The organism is Bacillus sp. HU-1818, from assembly GCF_022695965.1.
GTDB lineage: Bacteria > Bacillota > Bacilli > Bacillales > Bacillaceae > Bacillus > Bacillus atrophaeus.
This window is the reverse complement of record NZ_JAAPBE010000005.1, coordinates 163893-182766: the sequence shown is the minus strand read 5'-3', so window position 1 is coordinate 182766 and position 18874 is coordinate 163893. Positions and strand designations below refer to the sequence as shown.

At 43.6% G+C, this 18874-nt stretch carries 21 protein-coding genes and 3 pseudogenes; 18 read left to right on the top strand and 6 right to left on the bottom strand.

The genetic code is table 11. From position 1 onward, the window contains the following. Window positions 1-284 precede the first annotated feature (284 nt). Both GXP75_RS18110 and GXP75_RS18105 read left to right on the top strand, forming a co-directional pair. Window positions 285-1400: a response regulator aspartate phosphatase gene (locus GXP75_RS18110; RefSeq protein ID WP_242557483.1), complete on the top strand. Its 1116-nt coding sequence runs from the start codon at window positions 285-287 to the stop codon at window positions 1398-1400. Beyond that, entirely contained in the window at window positions 1400-1522 is a 123-nt protein-coding gene (locus GXP75_RS18105) for a PhrK family phosphatase-inhibitory pheromone (protein WP_003328418.1), read from the top strand. Before GXP75_RS18110 ends, GXP75_RS18105 begins: the two co-directional genes overlap by 1 nt. Before the next feature lie 131 nt (window positions 1523-1653). On the opposite strand, the gene GXP75_RS18100 is transcribed toward GXP75_RS18105, so the two are convergent. The 4 genes from GXP75_RS18100 to GXP75_RS21455 all read right to left on the bottom strand — a co-directional run bounded on the left by GXP75_RS18100 (window position 1654) and on the right by GXP75_RS21455 (window position 3156). Continuing rightward, complete coding sequence (locus tag GXP75_RS18100) at window positions 1654-1962, bottom strand: hypothetical protein (protein ID WP_242557482.1); 309 nt, start codon at window positions 1960-1962, stop codon at window positions 1654-1656. A gap of 204 nt (window positions 1963-2166) precedes the next feature. Then, a complete protein-coding gene (locus GXP75_RS18095; RefSeq protein ID WP_242557481.1) occupies window positions 2167-2328 on the bottom strand; it encodes a hypothetical protein in 162 nt (53 codons plus the stop codon). Window positions 2329-2560: 232 nt separating this feature from the next. Beyond that, window positions 2561-2908 carry a DUF7957 family protein gene (locus GXP75_RS18090; RefSeq protein WP_242557480.1) on the bottom strand — a complete coding sequence of 116 codons (348 nt, stop codon included), beginning with the start codon at window positions 2906-2908 and terminating at the stop codon, window positions 2561-2563. Window positions 2909-3027: 119 nt separating this feature from the next. Beyond that, window positions 3028-3156 (bottom strand): hypothetical protein, encoded by a 129-nt coding sequence (locus tag GXP75_RS21455; protein WP_277990792.1) that lies wholly within the window; start codon window positions 3154-3156, stop codon window positions 3028-3030. Window positions 3157-3452: 296 nt separating this feature from the next. On the opposite strand from GXP75_RS21455, the gene GXP75_RS18085 reads away from it, so the two are divergent. The 3 genes from GXP75_RS18085 (at window position 3453) to GXP75_RS18080 (ending at window position 5677) form a co-directional block, all read left to right on the top strand. After that, window positions 3453-4583: a response regulator aspartate phosphatase gene (locus GXP75_RS18085; protein ID WP_242557479.1), complete on the top strand. Its 1131-nt coding sequence runs from the start codon at window positions 3453-3455 to the stop codon at window positions 4581-4583. Continuing rightward, a complete protein-coding gene (locus GXP75_RS21450; protein ID WP_010787863.1) occupies window positions 4573-4701 on the top strand; it encodes a hypothetical protein in 129 nt (42 codons plus the stop codon). Before GXP75_RS18085 ends, GXP75_RS21450 begins: the two co-directional genes overlap by 11 nt. Before the next feature lie 256 nt (window positions 4702-4957). Next, entirely contained in the window at window positions 4958-5677 is a 720-nt protein-coding gene (locus GXP75_RS18080; protein WP_242557478.1) for a YebC/PmpR family DNA-binding transcriptional regulator, read from the top strand. Between the two features lie 59 nt (window positions 5678-5736). Here GXP75_RS18080 and GXP75_RS18075 read toward each other — a convergent pair. Both GXP75_RS18075 and GXP75_RS21690 read right to left on the bottom strand, forming a co-directional pair. After that, window positions 5737-6101 (bottom strand): annotated as a pseudogene (locus tag GXP75_RS18075) (transposase); the annotation flags it as partial. Window positions 6102-6116: 15 nt separating this feature from the next. Continuing rightward, window positions 6117-6245, bottom strand: a pseudogene (locus tag GXP75_RS21690) (helix-turn-helix domain-containing protein); the annotation flags it as partial. Window positions 6246-6514: 269 nt separating this feature from the next. On the opposite strand from GXP75_RS21690, the gene cotJA reads away from it, so the two are divergent. From cotJA to GXP75_RS18010, 13 genes and pseudogenes are all read left to right on the top strand, one after another. Beyond that, the gene (gene cotJA / locus GXP75_RS18070) at window positions 6515-6763 is read left to right on the top strand and encodes a spore coat-associated protein CotJA (protein ID WP_061573277.1); all 249 of its coding nucleotides are present in this window, start codon (window positions 6515-6517) and stop codon (window positions 6761-6763) included. Beyond that, complete coding sequence (cotJB, locus tag GXP75_RS18065; RefSeq protein WP_010787868.1) at window positions 6747-7010, top strand: spore coat protein CotJB; 264 nt, start codon at window positions 6747-6749, stop codon at window positions 7008-7010. Before cotJA ends, cotJB begins: the two co-directional genes overlap by 17 nt. Window positions 7011-7023: 13 nt before the next feature. Then, window positions 7024-7593 carry a spore coat protein CotJC gene (cotJC, locus tag GXP75_RS18060; RefSeq protein WP_003328404.1) on the top strand — a complete coding sequence of 190 codons (570 nt, stop codon included), beginning with the start codon at window positions 7024-7026 and terminating at the stop codon, window positions 7591-7593. A gap of 132 nt (window positions 7594-7725) precedes the next feature. Next, window positions 7726-8268 (top strand): GNAT family N-acetyltransferase, encoded by a 543-nt coding sequence (locus tag GXP75_RS18055; RefSeq protein ID WP_242557477.1) that lies wholly within the window; start codon window positions 7726-7728, stop codon window positions 8266-8268. Window positions 8269-8333: 65 nt separating this feature from the next. Then, window positions 8334-8642 carry a YesK-like family protein gene (locus GXP75_RS18050; protein ID WP_313897125.1) on the top strand — a complete coding sequence of 103 codons (309 nt, stop codon included), beginning with the start codon at window positions 8334-8336 and terminating at the stop codon, window positions 8640-8642. A 142-nt stretch (window positions 8643-8784) separates the two neighbouring features. Continuing rightward, window positions 8785-9405: a YesL family protein gene (locus GXP75_RS18045; RefSeq protein WP_242557475.1), complete on the top strand. Its 621-nt coding sequence runs from the start codon at window positions 8785-8787 to the stop codon at window positions 9403-9405. Continuing rightward, a complete protein-coding gene (locus tag GXP75_RS18040) occupies window positions 9405-11132 on the top strand; it encodes a cache domain-containing sensor histidine kinase (protein WP_277990790.1) in 1728 nt (575 codons plus the stop codon). Before GXP75_RS18045 ends, GXP75_RS18040 begins: the two co-directional genes overlap by 1 nt. Beyond that, complete coding sequence (locus tag GXP75_RS18035) at window positions 11132-12259, top strand: response regulator transcription factor (protein ID WP_242557473.1); 1128 nt, start codon at window positions 11132-11134, stop codon at window positions 12257-12259. Before GXP75_RS18040 ends, GXP75_RS18035 begins: the two co-directional genes overlap by 1 nt. A 104-nt stretch (window positions 12260-12363) precedes the next feature. Further along, complete coding sequence (locus GXP75_RS18030; protein ID WP_150224811.1) at window positions 12364-13650, top strand: ABC transporter substrate-binding protein; 1287 nt, start codon at window positions 12364-12366, stop codon at window positions 13648-13650. Next, window positions 13647-14577: pseudogene (locus GXP75_RS18025) on the top strand (carbohydrate ABC transporter permease); the annotation flags it as partial. The gene GXP75_RS18030 and the pseudogene GXP75_RS18025, both read left to right, overlap by 4 nt. Before the next feature lie 3 nt (window positions 14578-14580). Continuing rightward, window positions 14581-15474: a carbohydrate ABC transporter permease gene (locus GXP75_RS18020; protein WP_061573284.1), complete on the top strand. Its 894-nt coding sequence runs from the start codon at window positions 14581-14583 to the stop codon at window positions 15472-15474. Window positions 15475-15489: 15 nt separating this feature from the next. Continuing rightward, a complete protein-coding gene (locus GXP75_RS18015; RefSeq protein ID WP_214916842.1) occupies window positions 15490-16524 on the top strand; it encodes a glycoside hydrolase family 88/105 protein in 1035 nt (344 codons plus the stop codon). A gap of 23 nt (window positions 16525-16547) precedes the next feature. Beyond that, window positions 16548-18872 carry a helix-turn-helix domain-containing protein gene (locus tag GXP75_RS18010; protein ID WP_242557472.1) on the top strand — a complete coding sequence of 775 codons (2325 nt, stop codon included), beginning with the start codon at window positions 16548-16550 and terminating at the stop codon, window positions 18870-18872. Window positions 18873-18874 lie beyond the last annotated feature (2 nt).

Below are 18874 nucleotides of genomic sequence, written 5' to 3'. Positions count from 1 at the left end.
GTCGGGAGGGAAGTCGCTGTGAGAAAGAGTTTTATCGGAAAAATAAGACTTTAGAACCGTGACTTTATGTGTGGATTCCTTTCAATATGTTTTTTGATATATCAATTAAAAAGGGGAAGAGCTAGATTAGAAAAGGATTTTTTTAATAATAAATATATCAGATGAGGAACTTCAATTGAGAAGTTTCTTTCTTATTGACTGCATGTTATTACATAAATTTACAAACTGTGATATGATAATTATACAGATTATTTAGAATTCTCAAAAGAAAAGAGGGCTTGGGTATGAGCAAGGTCGCTTCTGAGGTTGTCGGCGGTGTTTTAAATGAACTTCATTTAGCCATAAAAAAGCATGACATTGAAAAAGCGGAAAGTCTCTTTGAGCAAGCGAAAGCTACCTTCGATGAAATGGAGGAGAATCAAGATGTGCTGATCTACTTCTCATTGCTTGAGGAAAGGTATCGGATGATGCTTTTTGATGCGAGGGGGAAGCGGCTGCCGAACAGATCTTATTTTGATGATTCACAATCCAAATGTATTGAACAAACAGATGATATGATTGATTACTATTTTTATTTTTTTGAAGCAATGCATGAAGCCTATAATAAAAACTTTGAGCGGGCAATCAGTCTTTATAAAGTTGCAGAGAAAAAAATAGTCAAGATTCCTGACAAGATTGAAGCTGCAGAGTTTTATTTCAAAGTGTCTTGGCTGTATATGTCTCTGCGGCAAAGTGTGGTGTCCCTCAATTATGCGAAAGATGCCATGAATATTTATAAGGTGCATGAAGGGTACAAAAAGAAGCTGGCTGTTTCCCTCGTTGTGATGGCTACAAATTATATGCACATGAACCGGTTTCAAGAGGCAGAAGAGTATTTCACACAGTCAATTGAGATCTCAAAAGAGATTGAGGATTCATTTTTAGAGGCTATGCTTCATCATAATATCAGTATTATTTATTCAAATTCCGGCAGGTCTATTGATTGTATACAAGCAGTTCAGCAGGCTTTAAGTCATGACGAATGGTGTGAGTCAAGCTATTATATAAATTCTCTTTATATGCTGATGAGGGAATTTTTCAAAATCGGGGAGAAAGATAAAGCCCTGTCCTATTATAAAAAAGGACAACAAGAACTGGATGAGAACGGGAATAAGATATATGAAAAGAAAATAAATATGATCTATAACGTATACTGTCGTGATACCTCAGAAAGCTTTCTAGCATGCAAAAATGATATCCATTCTTTAAACAAACTGAATGACCTTGACGGCGTTCATGACCTTTCTTTGCTGATATCCAGCCATTATGAGTATAAGGGAGACTACAAGGAAGCACTAGAGTTTGCTAAAATGGCAATGATAGCCGAAAACAAAATGAGATCATTGGGGAGTGAGATGTAATGAAAAAAGTCATTCTTTGCTTATCTTTAACAGCTATGGTCTTAGGCGGTGCTGCTTATTCTCAAAGCCACAATATGGTGTCTGCAGATTTTAAAGCGGCGGAACTGCCTGTTGGAGGTTAATGTGGCGGAAGTCCTTTAGGGGCTTCTTTTTTGATTTTGAGATTAATAGCTTTGAAGAAAAAGTTAAGGTGCAGGGTTTTGTTGTGATTGATTAAGGTCCCCTTAACAAAGAAAGGGACATAAGAACATTGCTATTTACTTAATGAATCTTTATAAGTTTTGAACAGCTTTACATTTAGATCATCAATTTCTGAAAAATGCCATTCGAATGAAGTCATTAATCTATGAATTTCCATTAAATTATTATCTACTGCATCCGGATGCTTGTAATCTAGTGTTTGGCTTTCTTCTAAAAGGTTATCCAATGATTGAAGTAATTTTGCGAAGTCCTCTAAATTTTCGTGTTGTTCTTTTATTTCTTCCGAAGAAATTATTTCGCCCCCAACATGATCATTTAAATTTTCCAAGTAAGTTAAAACTTTTTTAAGTTTTTCTATCATATTTCTCATCTCCAGTTTTTTATCGTTCTGCCTGTTGCTTTCTTGGTTTTATCAATATTTTTTGTTCCGTCTAAATTAAGGACATATTGTACTACTGTCAAGGCGATACTCCTTTTATTAAAGAGCTAAAGCTAAAGCCCTCAATTAAGAGGGCTTATAGAGTACTTTATTAAGCAGAGCAGGGTGGATATAAAATAGAAAGTTTTACTTCACTATATCTTTACTGATAATTTGTCCGTTCTGCTCATTTATTTTGAATCTTCTTCCGCAGTAATCAACGACTTTTATTTCATTTGGATCTGTTTCACTAAAGTCTTCATAAGGCAAATGAAAATCTCCAATCTGGCTTTGATCAGCACTTTCCACTTGCCAGAGTAATTTCCCTTGGTTGCAAGCACCGTATAAATTATTTATCGTGTTGTCACACATAGGTAGGTATCTTTAACTAGACAGCAATTATATTGTGTACTTCTTTAATTCTATAGATATCATGTTTGAATTTAATTAGCAGGTTTCCAATTGTAAGTGTACTCTCCATGAACGAAATAGCACTTTTCATTTATCTCCTTCAATTTCAATAACTGAATACACTTGAGTTTTATTTCACAATATCCATACTTAAAAAAGTACCATCTTGTTCGTTTATGAAAAATCTTCTTCCGGCAAAGTCTATAATTGCGACTTCCTTACCTTGCTCAATACTTACTCCTACATAAGGAACATTTAAATTTCCTGCAAGACTCTTGTCAGGATCAGATATTCTCCAAATAATGTGCCCATCTTTTGAAACTCCATATACATTATTGCGTTCACTGCTTCGGGGAGGGAGTTTTAAAACAACAATAATTATATCATTTAGCTCTTTAATTTCTAAGATATTATGTTGGAAATTCACTCCTATATTTCCAATTTTTAATTTTTCATTAGAAAAAGCTACCATAGTCATAATCCACCTCGTCATTTTTTTATAGGTCTCTCATTTCCAAACTCGCCGATAAATTGTCCCTTCATATCAAATTGTGTGCCTCCGCCTTTATATCCGAATAGGGTTAACTTCACCAGTTCTTATAATATCTCCTTTTTCAAAAGTCCATCAGCAATATATTTTGGAGTATGAGATAATGCAAACCTTTCTTGAATTTCTTGTGGAGTTAGACAATTAATATCTTCATATTTTGCCCAACCACCATACATTCGTGAATTTTCTCCATCGTATACCCTAACTAAAGTTGTTCTTTCTGTAATTTCTATTTCCTTTACTAGAGTTCCCTATCGTTATTTATATCGTCTATTATCTGTCCAAGGCAGTGTGGATTTGGATGAATGGTTAGAGTCTAAAACGCTGTTTTAATGGCTTGCTTTCAGAAACTGTGAAAATCTGTTTTTGAAGCTTTTGACAAGATGAAAAAACAATTTCTTCCCTTCTTCTTGTTTTCAAAATTTGGAATTGATAAAATATGACATATAAAGACAAGCAGGGAGGGAAGCGGGTGAATCAAACCATACCATCTTCACATGTTGGTGTTAAGATTAATGAATGGTACAAGATGATTCGTCAATTCAGTATTCCGGATGCTGAGATTTTGAAAGCGGAAGTCGAGCAGGAAATTCAGCAGATGGAAGAGGACCAGGATTTGCTGATCTATTATTCTCTTATGTGTTTTCGGCATCAAATGATGTTAGACTATTTGGAACCAGTTGATAAGTATTTACATCGGCCTACAACGACAGAGCTGTTAAAGAAAATTGAAACCTCACAGAAAAAACTATCCGGGATGCTCCACTATTATTCCTTCCTTTTTCGCGGCATGTATGAATTCAGTAAAAAAGAATATTTGAAAGCAATAGGATTCTATCGGGAAGCGGAGCAGCAGCTGCTCCATATTACCGATGATATTGAACAAGCCGAATTTCATTTCAAATTGGCAGAAGCGTATTACGGGATGAAGCAGTCCCATGTCTCGATGCATCATGTGTCAAAGGCTTTAGAGATTTATAATCAATATGAGCTTTACAAAGTCCGCAAAGTTCAGTGTTTATTTGTTATAGCGGGAAACTATGAGGACTTTAAATGTTATGATAAATGCTTGCCCCATCTGGAAAAAGCTTTAGAGCTTTCTAATGAGTTGCAAAATGCTAGATTGATTAGTTCCGCTTTGTATAACATAGGAAAGTGCTATGGTGAGATGGAGAACTTTGAGAAGGCAGAGAAATATATAGAAAAATCTGTGCGAATTTCAGATCAAGCTAAATTAAATAATCTCCCGCATTCTATGTTTACACTGGCCAAATATTTATTTAAACAGGGAAAAAGCAAATGCGCAGCAGAGGTAAGTAACAAAGGATTAGCAATTGCTTTGCAGCAGGGCGACGGACTGTTTGTATCATTACAACAGTATTTAAAAGCGCTTTATATTGATGCGATTGATCAGTCTGGCGTTAAAAACACAATTCAATATCTTGAAAAGCGAAAAAATTATTCTTATGTAGAGGATATTGCTCTAGATACAGCGACCGTTTTTGCAAAGGCAAATAAATTTGAACAGTCTCATTTTTATTATCAAAAAATGATAGAAACTCAAAATCAAATTCAAAGGGGAGAATGTCTTTATGAAATTTAAAAAGAGTGTTGCACTTGTTATTGCCGCTGTTATGTTGAGTGTGGGATTTGGTTTTAGTTCAATGAATACGGCAGAACAGAGCTCTATTCATAATGATTCAGACCGAAATCAAACATAAAGAAAAACGGTTTGCGTTCAGACACGAATTCAATTTTAAAATCCCCATTTAAGGGGATTTTTTTGTTACCTTTCTGCTGTGTGTTTGTATTCTATAGGCGGATAGGAATTATGTTTGAAATAATAATCGGTGCGGATGATCGGATTCCTTCTATTTCTAACCCCTTACACTCGAAACAACCAAACCGTTTGAGGTATAATGGATAAAGTGAATAACTATCATCCAGATTGATATATATGAAAGAGAGTGGAACATAATGGGCCGTAAGTGGAACAATATTAAAGAAAAGAAGGCGTCTAAAGACGCGAATACGAGTCGGGTTTATGCGAAGTTTGGACGGGAGATTTATGTAGCCGCCAAGCAGGGGGAGCCGGATCCGGAATCGAATCAGGCGTTAAAAGTTGTGCTTGAGCGTGCGAAAACATACAGTGTGCCGAAAACGATTATTGACCGTGCGATTGAAAAAGCGAAGGGCGGTTCAGAGGAGAATTATGACGAGCTTCGTTATGAAGGCTTCGGGCCGAACGGGTCAATGGTGATTGTTGACGCGCTGACGAATAATGTGAACCGGACGGCGCCTGAGGTGCGTGCGGCATTTGGTAAAAACGGCGGGAACATGGGCGTGAGCGGTTCTGTCGCTTATATGTTTGATGCGACGGCTGTTATCGGCGTGGAAGGCAAAACGGCTGAGGAAGCGCTTGAAATCCTGATGGAAGCGGATGTTGATGTCCGTGACATTTTGGAAGAAGAAGAAGCGGTGATTGTGTATGCGGAGCCTGACCAATTCCATGCTGTACAGGAAGCGTTTAAGAATACGGGCGTTACTGACTTCACCGTGGCGGAGCTGACCATGCTTGCGCAAAATGACATTACATTGCCGGAAGACGCACAAGCCCAATTCGAGAAATTAATTGATGTGTTAGAAGATTTAGAGGATGTTCAGCAGGTGTACCATAACGTAGACCTTGGTGAATAATAAGAAAGGCAGACCTGATCGGGACTGACGCCATTTTTGAAACAGGGATCAAAACACCTTTATACAGCCAATTGCCGATCGTTTATCGGTGATTGGCTGTTTAGTTTCGTTTGAATACGAATTTGTTATCATCATAAATGTATTCTTTGACAGTGCGTTCGGCGATGGCGGTCGTCGTTCGATCAATGCTGTTAAGATAGAACGTTTCAGACTTTAGTGAGGAATGAAACGATTCGATGGAGGCATTATCAGCGGGCGTCCCTTTGCGGGACATACTCATGGTAATGCCTTTTGTTTTAACAGCTTTCTGATACTCGTAAGATGCATAAACAGAACCTTGGTTACTTTGTAACACGCATTCCTCAAGCAGTGTTGGCAGCTAATTAAGTGTGTCTAAGACAAAGGCTCTGTCCTGCTTATCCCCTGTATTCCCGGCTCTAAGCCACCTAATCCATGTCTGAACCTGCGTCTTATTCTTGATATTCAACTCCTGCATGATCTCTTTTACAGGCACGCCTGCCAATCTCATTTCTACAGCCTTCTGTTTGACCTCAACCGGATAACTCACTCTTGTCCCTATAGAAAAAACCACCTCTAAGTCTTATTTCGGATAACAGCGATCTGTTTTCAAACTTGAAGGTGTTTTTTATTTGTCTCATCTTTGGGGGGCAGTCCCGAACATTGCAATGAATTTTTTATCTTTTTCGGACTAAACGGTCTAATATCTTTTGGCCGTTTAGTCTATTTTTGCAGAGCAGCTAAATCGCATCAGTCATAAATCCGGCATTTGGCTCATACATGTTAAAGTCATTGTTTTTTGAGAAAGGAGGAGAGAGTATGAAAGAAGATCAATCGTTTACACCCATCAAATCCTACAAACCCTTTCACAGCCGCTTTGATCCCTGTCCGCCCATAGGGAAGAAATATTACAGAACACCGCCTAATCTCTATATGAATTACCAGCCTGTTCATTTGGAGCAGTTTTCACCGATGGAAGCATTAAGGAAAGGCACCCTTTGGAAGGATCTCTATGATTATTATGAAAATCCTTATCGAGGGGGAGACAAACATGGCAAAAAAGATTGACGAGGAGTATTACCGATTGCTTGAGCAAATTCAGGCGGCGGATTTTGTGCTTGTTGAGCTGAGCCTTTATCTTGATACACATTCTGATGATCATCAGGCTTTGCAGCAATTCAACCAATATTCCGGTTACTCAAGGCATTTAAAGAGAAAATTTGAAGCATCATACGGACCGCTTTTGCAGTATGGAAACAGCCCGGCCGGAGACGAGTGGGATTGGAATCAGGGGCCATGGCCGTGGCAAGTATAAGGAGGAATCATCAATGTGGGTGTATGAAAAAAAGCTGCAATATCCTGTAAAGGTCAGCACGTGCAATCCGACGCTGGCGAAATACTTAATCGAACAATATGGCGGCGCGGACGGCGAATTGGCGGCGGCTCTTCGTTACTTAAATCAGCGCTACACCATACCTGACAAAGTGATCGGGCTGCTGACTGATATAGGCACCGAGGAGTTCGCCCATTTGGAGATGATTGCGACGATGGTGTATAAGCTGACGAAGGACGCGACCCCTGAGCAATTGCGTGAGGCCGGGCTTGGCGACCATTACGTCAATCATGACAGCGCGCTTTTTTATCACAATGCCGCCGGGGTTCCGTTTACCGCCAGTTACATTCAGGCAAAAGGCGATCCGATCGCGGATTTATACGAGGATATCGCGGCGGAGGAAAAAGCGCGGGCTACCTACCAATGGCTGATTGATATTTCTGATGATCCTGACTTGAACGATTCCCTCCGTTTTTTGCGTGAACGTGAAATCGTACACTCTATGCGGTTCAGAGAAGCAGTTGAGATGCTCAAGGAAGAACGTGACAGGCAGAAACTTTTTTAAGTGCTGGGGCTGGGTACCAGTGCGTTTTTTTAGTGGGACGGCCTCTGGTTTGGGCTCTGTATGTCTTTTATGCCTGCCGCACTTTCATTTATAATAAAGGCGTGCTGGGATATAGGGATGAAGGAGGCCATTATGACATCTTTTAAAATCACTGAAACGGAAGTAGGCAGTTTCCATGTTTGTAAAGCGACGCGTGAGGATGCGAAAGAGGTGAAGGCGCTGCTTGTTCGCACTGCTGAGTGGCTTCGTGAACAGGGATCAAGCCAATGGAGCGGATTATTGGAGGGGAAGGACAATCATAATATGCTTGGCTCCATTGCCGACGGACATGTTTTTCTCTTTAAGGAGGCGGGGGCATTGGCCGGAGTGGTGATGCTGCTGCCGCAGCCCAGTGAGTGGGACAGAGAGCTTTGGGGTAATCAGGGGCATGAGGAATCCATCTATCTGCACCGCTTGGCCGTAGACCGTCACTTTTCCGGCCGGAAGCTGGGAGAAACGATTTTATCATGGGCTGAGACGGGCGTTTTCTACCCGGGGAAAAGCCGGATTCGTCTCGACTGTGTTTCTGAGAATGGTGCGCTCAATGCGTTCTATCGCCGGATGGGGTATCAATTGATAGAGAGACGACATTCAAGTGGTTTTTGTACATATGAAAAAGTGGTCTCGACAAGCTGAAGCATCCTGTTAGGGTGCTTTTTTGTTTTTCGTTCATATATATAGAAATTGTATAATATTCACAAATGAAGGTAGAAGAAAGAGAGGTTTTCAGATTCATGATATTTTTTTATTGTATTGGGATCGTTACCTTTTGCATTGTTGCTCTTTTATCAGTGTTTTTTCGAAAAAAATATCCTCAGAAGAAGTGGCCGGAATGGATGTTAATCTGCCTGTTTGCGCTCAGCTTCCTTACAGTCTTGTACAGTATTTTTGTTGTTGGCGGCTGGGAAGGCATGGGGCTCGGGCTTATCGGGATTTTTGTTTTCTTTGGAACGGTTGCCGGATATGCGGCTGAGCGGGTCTTGCGGCTGATAAAAAGCTGCCGGAAATAGGCTTTCAGATGAGAAAAGGTTCGCATCCTGAGATGAGCGAGCCTTTTATTTGTTGGGTGGGAACAGCAGGACTTTTTTTTCGGAAGCAGAAATATACTAACACAACATTGTAAGCGGTTTCTATACAAGGAAAGGTGATGACATGGTACACAGCTTAACGAATGGTCTGCATGGTTTTTGTGTTTGGGTAATGCGTCTGGCTTATCTGAATCTGCTTTGGCTTTTGTTTACACTTGCGGGGCTTGGGGTTGCCGGATTGATGCCTGCAACGGCGGCGATGTTTACCGTGACGAGGGAGTGGGTGAAGGGGAATCCTGATGCGTCCGTGTTTTCTGTATTTCTGCGTGCGTATAAGAAAGAGTGGGGGCGGTCGAATGCGGTTGGGCTGATACTCGGCCTGACGGGGGTGTTTCTTTATGCGGATGTACAGATTGCGGCGGGGATGAACCAGCCTCTTCTTGTGAATGTATTGATGAGCATCGGCTTGATATACGCGTTGATTCTTTTATACGTGTTTCCCGTGTATGTTCATTACGATGTGAAAATCAAAGAGGTGCTGAGCTTCAGTTTTCTAATTGCCTTCAGCAGGCCCGCGGTGACGCTTGGAATGGCGGTAAGCGCTGTCGGTGTGCTGTTTCTTGTGTTTTTCCATATGACGTTTCTGCTGTTTTTTAGCGGCAGTGTGCTCAGCTTTGTCTTAACAAAGCTCGCTTTTAAGGCGTTTTTAGCAGTTGATCGCCATGCAAAAGAAAAGGCGGCGTGATGGGAAAACTCATTGGTTTTTACAGGCGGCTGATAATAAAAGATAAGCTGTTTGTTTTTATTTTATTGATTATGGCGGTGTCATTTCTGTTTGTATACAGCGGAGTGCAGTATGCCTTTCATGTGTATGATGAACAGATTTACCGCAAGTCTTCTGATGTGCTGCGGATGTCTTCTAAAAGCATTGAAGACGAGTTGAAGAAGATTGAAGAAATGTCGTATGAGATCATGGCGGATGAACAGATTCAGGCGCATCTTCAACATGTACAGGATCATGATAGTGCTTATACTCAATACAAAATGAAAAGAGATTTGTGGGATAAGCTTGGGGAATACGCGGGAGAAGAAGCATACATCGAGTCGATTTATTTGTACGATAAGAACGGTACTGAGTATGCGGCCGGCAGCAGTTCAGCCGATCTTGGGAAGCAAAAAAGCGCCGTCTTTGAAAAAGCAAAAGCGAAGAAAGGAGCTAATCTGTGGCTGACACTTGGCGATTCACAGCCTCTTTTGATATCAGCCAGGCAAATTAGATCTTATCACCAGTTAAGCTTGGAGAATTTAGGCATGATCGTGATCCAGGTGAATTTGAAACAGATCATCCATGACCTGCCGAAGGATTGGGGCGACTCGGTCGGAGATATCGCCATTGCGGATCAGCGAAGCATCGTTTATTCAGTAAATTCCTCCGCCCTTATGAAAGATATCAAAAACCATATTCCCGCGCTTCCGGGTTATGAAATTAAGAAAGAGAATGGCAAGCGCTATTTTATCTCATCCCTTCCATCATCCTACCAAAATTGGAGCTATTACAATGTCATCCCGTTTGACGATATGTTCGCGAAAATCACTTTTATGAAAACGGTGCTTGGGATTTTCTTTCTGTTGTTTTTCAGTATAGTACTGCTTCTTGGCAGAAGAATCGCCAACAGCATCACAGGGCCGATTGAACAGCTTGTCTCGGCAATGAAGGCGGTGCAATCCGGCGGTCTTGAGGCGGGAGCATCTTTGGCGCTGCCTGAGGATACCCAGGATGAGGCGGGCATGCTGAATCGTCATTTTACGATGATGATGAAGCGGATTAATGAGTTAATCGAAGAAAATGTCGAGAAACAATTGATAATTAAAGAAACGGAATGCAAAGCGCTTCAAGCTCAAATCAATCCCCACTTTTTATACAACACGCTTGAGTCGATCAACTGGCTGGCAAAGGCTAACCAGCAGAAGCAAATATCAAAAATGGTGGAATCGCTCGGTTATTTGCTAAGGAACAGCATTAATATGAAAAAAGATACGGTCACGATTGAGGAGGAGGCAGAGATTGTTCTTCATTATATGACCATTCAGCGGTTCCGGTTTGAAGAGCGTTTGAACTTTACACTGGATATTGATGAGGAGGTAAAGCATTGCCTGATCCCCAAGCTCTCCCTCCAGCCTCTTATGGAAAATGCGATTCAGTATGCGCTTGAGCCCTTTACCCGTCCGTGCGCCATCCGGCTTCGTGCAAAACTGGAGGCGGGGCATGTGGTTTTGACTGTAGAAGACAACGGCCCGGGAATGGATAACCGCATTCTTGAAAAAACAGGCGGACGGGGGATCGGGCTTCAAAATATTCATGACCGGATCAGGCTGACATTTGGCGGCCAATACGGGCTGGCCATACAAAGCGGGGAAGGAAAGGGCACAACAATCCTTATAAAAATACCATGTCAAAGGGGGATGGCGTGATGTATAAGGTTCTTCTGGCAGATGATGAAAGAATCATTCTTGACGGAATCGCCGGCATTATCGAATGGGATTCCATCGGAACCTCTTTAATCGGCAAAGCGCAAAACGGGCTGGACGCCTATGACTTTATCATGCGGTATAAGCCTGATATCGTCATCAGTGATATTAAAATGCCCGGCATGAACGGGCTTGAATTGATCGAAAAAGTTTCATCTGAATGTCCGTCTGTTCAATTTATATTGCTGTCGGGTTTCGGCGAATTTGAATATGCGAAGCAAGCCATGAAGTACGGCGTCAAGCACTATTTAGTGAAGCCTTGCAATGAACAGCAAATTATCAGTTCGCTGAAGGAGATCATTGCCGAATTCAAACAGAAAGAGCGGCGGGAGAAGGCGGCCGAGTGTTTGAAAAACGAGCTTGAGCATATTCAGTCATACGCAGCCAATCAGTATTTGGAGGGCCTTTTAACAGGTGTGAAGAATCAAGCGCCTCCGCTTGCGGTGCAGGATAAGACAATCAATTTGATTCTCGTAAAAACAGACGCAGCCACACAAAGTTATCAAACGGCTAAAGAGGCGTTCGGTTCTGGTCTGACGGCTTTTTGCCATCTAGGGGACTATGCGATTTTGGCTGTGGAGACACAAGGAAACGAAGAGGTTTTGGAAAAAAAGCTGGCGGTGTGTTTTGAGGGCTGTCAGCTGACTATCAGCCGCGCGGGTGAGCTCCGTCATGCAAAGGACCTGTTTGAGGAAATAACGGACGCTTACAACGAGTCGAAGCATTCTGCCTTGATATCTAAAATGGTTAAGCTTGTGCGCGGTGAATTGGGCAATCCGCATCTTTCTCTGAAATGGGCGGCGAAGGAGATGCTTTATATGAATCCCGATTATCTCGGGAAATTATTTAAGCAGGAAACGGGCGAGAAATTTTCCGCTTACGTCACCAGAATCCGGATTGAACATGCGATGAAGCGGATGAAAAGCCGCAAAGATGTGAGTGTCTCTGACATAGCGGAAGAGATTGGCTTTGGGGATAATCCGAAGTATTTCAGTCTTGTGTTTAAAAAATATACCGGCTTGACGCCGTCAAAATATCGTAAAAAACAGAGAGGCGCTTCTGTCAGATAGCCATCTCTGTTTTTTTAACTTTTCTCACTGTTTTTTGAGTGTTTCGCTTGACCGGGACGCTTTACAATAAAATGTAAGCACTTACATAAAAGGGGGGATAGGGTTTGAAAAAGATTGCTATCGTTTTTCTTACAATTGTGTGCGCCTTTGTTTTCAGCGGATGCAGTTCAGCAGGTGAAGAGGCTTCAGGAAAAAAAGAAGACATTACACTCAGGATCGCTTGGTGGGGCGGCCAGCCGCGTCATGATTATACAACGAAGGTCATTGAATTGTATGAAAAAAAGAATCCGCATATCCATATTGAAGCGGAGTTTGCCAACTGGGATGATTATTGGAAAAAGCTTGCGCCGATGTCCGCAGCCGGCCAGCTTCCTGACGTGATTCAAATGGATACGGCTTATCTGTCCCAGTACGGCAAAAAGGGGCAGCTTGAGGATTTGACGCCATATACGAAGGACGGAACGATTGATGTCAGTTCGATCAAACAAAATAAGATGTCGGGCGGCATGTTAGACGGAAAGCTGTACGGATTTACGCTTGGGGTTAACGTCCTGTCGGTCATCGCCAATGACGAACTTTTGAAGAAAACGGGCGTTGAGATTGACAGTGAAAACTGGACATGGAGCGATTATGAAAAACTGGCTTATCAAGTGCAGGAAAAAACAGGCGTGTACGGGTCAAATGGCATGCATCCGCCGGATATTTTCTTCCCTTATTATTTACGAACAAAGGGCGAGCGTTTTTATAAAGAGGACGGCACGGGCCTCGCCTATCAGGATGATCAGCTATTTGTTGATTATTTTGAACGGCAGGTGAGGCTTGTCAATCAGAAAACCTCTCCGACACCGGATGAAAGCGCGCAGATTAAAGGGATGGAAGATGATTTTATTGTGAAAAACAAGTCGGCGGCAACATGGAATTATTCCAATCAATATGCGGCATTTGCCCAGTTGACTGACGCCCCGCTTTCACTCTATCTGCCGCCTGAGCAAATGAAGGAAAAGGCGCTGACGCTGAAGCCGAGTATGCTGTTTTCAGTACCGAAAAGTTCAGAGCATAAAAAAGAGGCCGCGAAATTCATTGATTTCTTTATTAATAGTGAAGAAGCAAACCTTCTGATCAAAGGGGAGCGGGGCGTTCCGGTGTCCGACAAGGTGGCAGAAGCGATTAAACCAAAGCTGAATGAAGAGGAGACAAAAATCGTGGAGTATGTCGAAGCCGCTTCGAAAAACATCAGCAAGGCGGACCCGCCGGAGCCTGTGGGGAGCGCTGAGGTCATTAAGCTGTTAAAGGATACGTCTGATCAGATTCTCTACCAAAAAGTGACGCCTGAAAAAGCGGCGAAGACATTCAGAAAGCAAGCAAACGACATTTTAAAGAGAAATAATTAACGGGGAATGGGGATGACGGCCATGACAAAAAGCCGGAGTATCAGAAAAGACAATCTGGCGGGATACGCGTTTATTTCTCCGTTTATTATTGGGTTCTTATGTTTTACGGTGATTCCGATGGGCGCGTCTTTGTTTCTGTCGTTTACAAGCTATGACTTGTTTACAACGCCGAAGTGGATTGGGCTCTCCAATTATAAAGAAATGTTCACAGGAGATGAAAAGTACTGGCAATCGCTGAAGGTCACCTTTACGTACGTGCTCGCCGGGGTTCCGCTCCGCCTCGGCTTCGCCCTCTTTATCGCCGTGATTTTAAACAATGCAGCGAAAGGGACGGCGGTGTACAGGACGCTCTTTTATCTGCCTTCGATCATCGGCGGAAGTGTTGCTGTTGCGATTATGTGGCGCAATATTTTTGGAAATGACGGGGTCATCAATGCGCTTCTGTTTTTTGTCGGTATTGATCAGAAAATTCTCTGGTATCAAGATCCGGCGAGCGCCTTATGGACGCTGATTCTGCTGTCCGTCTGGCAGTTCGGTTCCTCCATGCTGATCTTCTTAGCTGGGCTGAAGAACATTCCGCCTTCCTACTTGGAGGCGGCGAGTGTCGACGGGGCCAATCGGGTGCAGTGTTTTGTGAAAATCACGCTTCCCATGCTGACGCCGATTATTTTCTTTAACCTGGTGATGCAGACGATTTCTGCGTTTATGACCTTTACGCCAGCCTATATTATTTCAAAGGGCGAGGGCGGGCCGCTTGACGGGACGCTGCTGTATTCCCTGTATTTGTTCCAGCGGGCGTTTAACTATTTTCAAATGGGCTACGCTTCTGCCATGGCATGGGTCATGCTTCTCATTGTCGGGCTGATTACGCTCATTTTGTTCAAGACCTCTTCATATTGGGTGCATTACGAATCGAAGGAGGAATAACAGATGGAGCCGGTCAACCAGCCTGTCAAGAAAGCCCCGGCGTTGTATAAAAGAAAAAAATCCGGAGGCATCAGGCCCAAACGCATACTGTTCCATGTTTTCACGGCATCATTGGCGGTTGTATTGCTGTATCCCGTCATTTGGCTGTTTATCAGCTCATTTAAGGAAAGCTCCAGTATCTTTGCAACTTCTCATTCTCTCATTCCCGATCCTTTTATTCTCAGAAATTATGCAGAGGGGTGGAAGGGAATCGCCGGCCAGCCGTTTCTGACTTTTATTAAAAACTCGGCCATTCTTGTCGGGCTGTCAACGATCGGCGCCGTTTTGTCATCCGCTGTCATTGCGTACGGATTTGCGCGGATTCCGTTTAAAGGAAAAGCTTTTTGGTTTGCTTGCATGATGGGCACGTTAATGCTGCCCCATGAAGTGCTGATGATTCCGCAATATATTATGTTCGCGAAGCTTGATTGGCTGAATTCGTTTAAACCGATTGTTGTTCCCCAATTTTTCGGGCATGCGTTTTTTATCTTTTTAATGATTCAATTTATCAGGACGATTCCGAAGGAGCTTGATGAAGCCGCCCGTATTGACGGGTGCGGGCGGTTCGCTTGTTTTTGGAGGATCATTCTGCCGCTCATTGCCCCGGCGCTTGCAACGTCAGCGATTTTTTCTTTCTATTGGAAATGGGAGGAACTGATCCAGCCGCTGCTTTATTTGAATAAACCGGAGCTGTATCCCGTTTCTCTCGCTTTGAAACTCTTCTTAGATACTGAAACGGCTTCAAACTGGGGGGCGATGTTTGCGATGTCCGCCGTCTCGTTATTGCCCGTCATACTCGTATTCTTTCTGTTTCAAAAATATATCGTCCAAGGCATCAGCACAAGCGGATTAAAATAAAAGGGAGTGGAATTCATGGCACAGCTTATGTTTGATGAAGAAAGGGTAACATCTGTCATTGACCGGATCGTCAAGCGGACGTTTCAGATGGATTTCGGCTGGGATTGGCCCGGGGGCGTAGCTTTTTATGGAGTGGCGGAAGCTTATGAAGCCACTGAAAATGAGGAATATATTCATCTCTTAAAAACGTGGGTGGATGAACAGCTTGAGGATGGGCTGCCGCCGCTTTCGATCAACGGGGTGTCCATCGGCCACACGCTGCTGTTTCTGCATCAGGTGACAGGGGATGATGTGTATCTCGAAACGGCAAGTGAGATGGCTGAATATGTTCTCCATAAAGCACCGCGCTTTGGCGAAGGCATCCTTCAGCATACGGTCAACTCGGCGGATTATGTGTTTCCTGAGCAGGCGTGGGCGGATACGCTGATGATGGCGGGGCTGTTTATGCTGAGAATCGGCCGGGTGATGGAGAGGGAGGATTATTTTGAAGACGGCTTGCGCCAATTTCACGGGCATGAAGACGTGTTGCAGGACCCGCTGACAAATCTTTACTATCATGCTTGGGACAATAAGGCGAAAAACCACCTGTCCGGGATTTTTTGGGGCAGGGCGAACGGCTGGGCTGCGCTGACGATGGCAAAAGCGCTGTCGCTTATCGAAGTGACACATCCGTCATTTATGATCATTGACGGATCGCTGAGGGACCAGCTGAGCGCGCTTGTCAGGCTTCAGGATGATTCAGGATTATGGCATACGATCGTAAATGACCCGGATTCTTATTTGGAGGTATCGGCTTCCGCAGGTATTGCCTCCGCATTGTTATCAAGCGGAAAGTTATATACGAAATACATCCAAAAGTCGCTTGCGGCCATTCTTGATGCAGTGGAAGAGGACGGCCGGGTCGGCAGAGTATCCGCCGGAACGGCTGTCATGAAGGATGCCGGCGGGTACAAACAGGTGCCTTATAAGAGAATTCAAGGGTGGGGGCAGGGCCTTGCGCTGACGTTTCTCGCTGATGTTCTCAAAACGAAAAAGCACGCTTATCAGTAAAAGACGGCAGCGGGGGGACAGAGATGAAAAAGCAGCCTCAAAACAAAGAACAGGTTTCACGCTGGAAGGGATCATATTTTAAGAGAAACTTTGTTTTAATTTTGCTGATTGCATGTATTCCCGGATTGCTGACAGGCGGAGCCATTTACTTTTTATCCATCGCCAAGGTGGAAGATGAGCTGCAGCGTTCACATGAAGCGCAGGTGGTGCGTGAAGTGAACCGGATTGACGAGAAGCTGGAGGGGCTGGAACTGACGCTCACCCAGCTTGCTTTTGATTCAGCGCTTATGAACGGATTAACCGAAAAAGATGTAGAGAAAGATTTCAAGCTCTCCTATCAGCTAACGAAAAGACTGTTTCTCCTGCGGGATCAGCAGCCCTTGATCGAGCAGGCTTCTGTCTTTTTGAACAGCCCCCGGCCCCTTTTGCTGAACCCCGAATACAGCCGGATCACAGAAGCGGAGGCGCTTCGTGAGTATCGATCAGTGTTAGCCTCAGACAGCAATATTTATTGGAGGGACACAGGCGGCAATTTTGGTTCAGCTTCAAAAGCGATGCTAGTCCAGCTCATTCCGGGGTCAGCCGAAAAGCCGTTTGGCGCTGTGATGCTGACAGTGAATCCAAAAGAGATGAAGGCCATGCTGCAAAGTCTGTCTCCTTATCCCGACGGGCGGGCGCTCCTCTTGAATCAAAAAAATAACGTCTTATTCCAAGCAGGGAAAAAGGGAGCGGCAGATTTTAAAAACGCTTTAATACATGAGGTGAAAAATCAGCAAAAGGCGGACGGGAATTTTCAAATGAAATGGGACGGCACAGTATACTCTGTCTCCTATGGAAACATAAAGCGAATGCATCAGGAGTGGACATACGCATCAGCCGCTCCATTATCCTCTGTTACAGCTCCGATGGTTTTTTTATCAAAATTGATTATTGCAATGATCGTCATATGCCTTGGCTTGGCACTGTTTATGACGTGGTACGCTACTAAAAAAATTTATCACCCCGTTCAGCATCTGCTCAGCCTGTTTACAGGAGAAGAGAAAAAAGCGTGGAAAGCGGCTGAGCAGGATGAGTTCAAATGGCTCGAAAAAAGGTGGAATGATTTGTCTTCTGAAAGCCGGACGCTTCAGCAACGTATCTCTTTACAAACGCCTCAAATGAAAAAAAGCTTTTTACAGCAGCTCATCCAAGGCGATTTTTACTATCACACAGAAGAAAGCCTCAGGTCACGGATGGAAGACGCCGGGTGGGATATTAAAGATAAATTGTTTCACGTGCTGGATATTCAGATGACGGGGCTTGGAAGTCAGGAAAGCGAATTTTCCGCTGAAGATGAACATTTGGCCGCCTTTATGCTGGCCAACATAACGGAAGAACTGGCAGCCTCCCGATTTCCCCATTTTTCATTAATTGATATCGGACGGCTTTCATTAACCGTTCTTCTCGTGCGGGAACACGGGTCTTCTGTCCGGGATGATATCAGGCCGTTTGCTGGCGACCTGACAAAAGCTATCAATAGGGCAGGAGGATTAAAGGTAACCGGGACGATATCCAGGAAGGCCGGGCATGTGAAGGATATTCCCGCTCTGTATAAGGATGTAAAAATCGGCAAATCACACAGGCATTTCGCTAATCGCCATCAGATCATTGATTTGCATGACGAGAATCAGATGGCACAACACCCTGCGCCTTATTATCCTTTTGAGCTTGAAAAACAGATTCTGCAGGCAATCCGGCTTGAGAGAAAAGAGGAGGCGGCGCGGCTTATTAGCTTATTTATTGATGAACTGGAGGAAAAAGCGGTCAAAGATATGCACGTCCACCCAGCGCTGGCCCAGCTGTTTTCCCGTATTCAAGAGGATATCCTGCATTCAGGGCTGTATCCGTCCGAATTGTTCCCAAATAGAGATATGCTTCGTGACATTTCTGAATTGCGCCATCCGTCCCAGGCGGTCTCATGGCTCATGGAAACCGTGGTCAGCCCTTATTTGGCAAAGCTTGACGGCAGGAAAAACAGACAGCAGAAACAGCTGACTGAACATGTCATCGCGATGATTCATGATCAGTATATGGCTGATCTTTCTCTTGAAAGCTGTGCGGACGCTGCGGGTACCAATTCGTACACGTTAAGCAAGGCGTTTAAACAAGTGACTGGCACGAATTTTATTGATTATGTCACAGACATCAGAATTGAAAAGGCGAAAGAGCTGCTGGTCAGCACAAATAAAAAAATCCACGACGTTTCGGAAGAAGTCGGCTATCGGCACAACTATTTTAACCGGATTTTTAAAAAGCAGGTGGGCATGCCGCCCGGTGTCTATCGGCAAATGTATCAGGAAACGTCATGAAG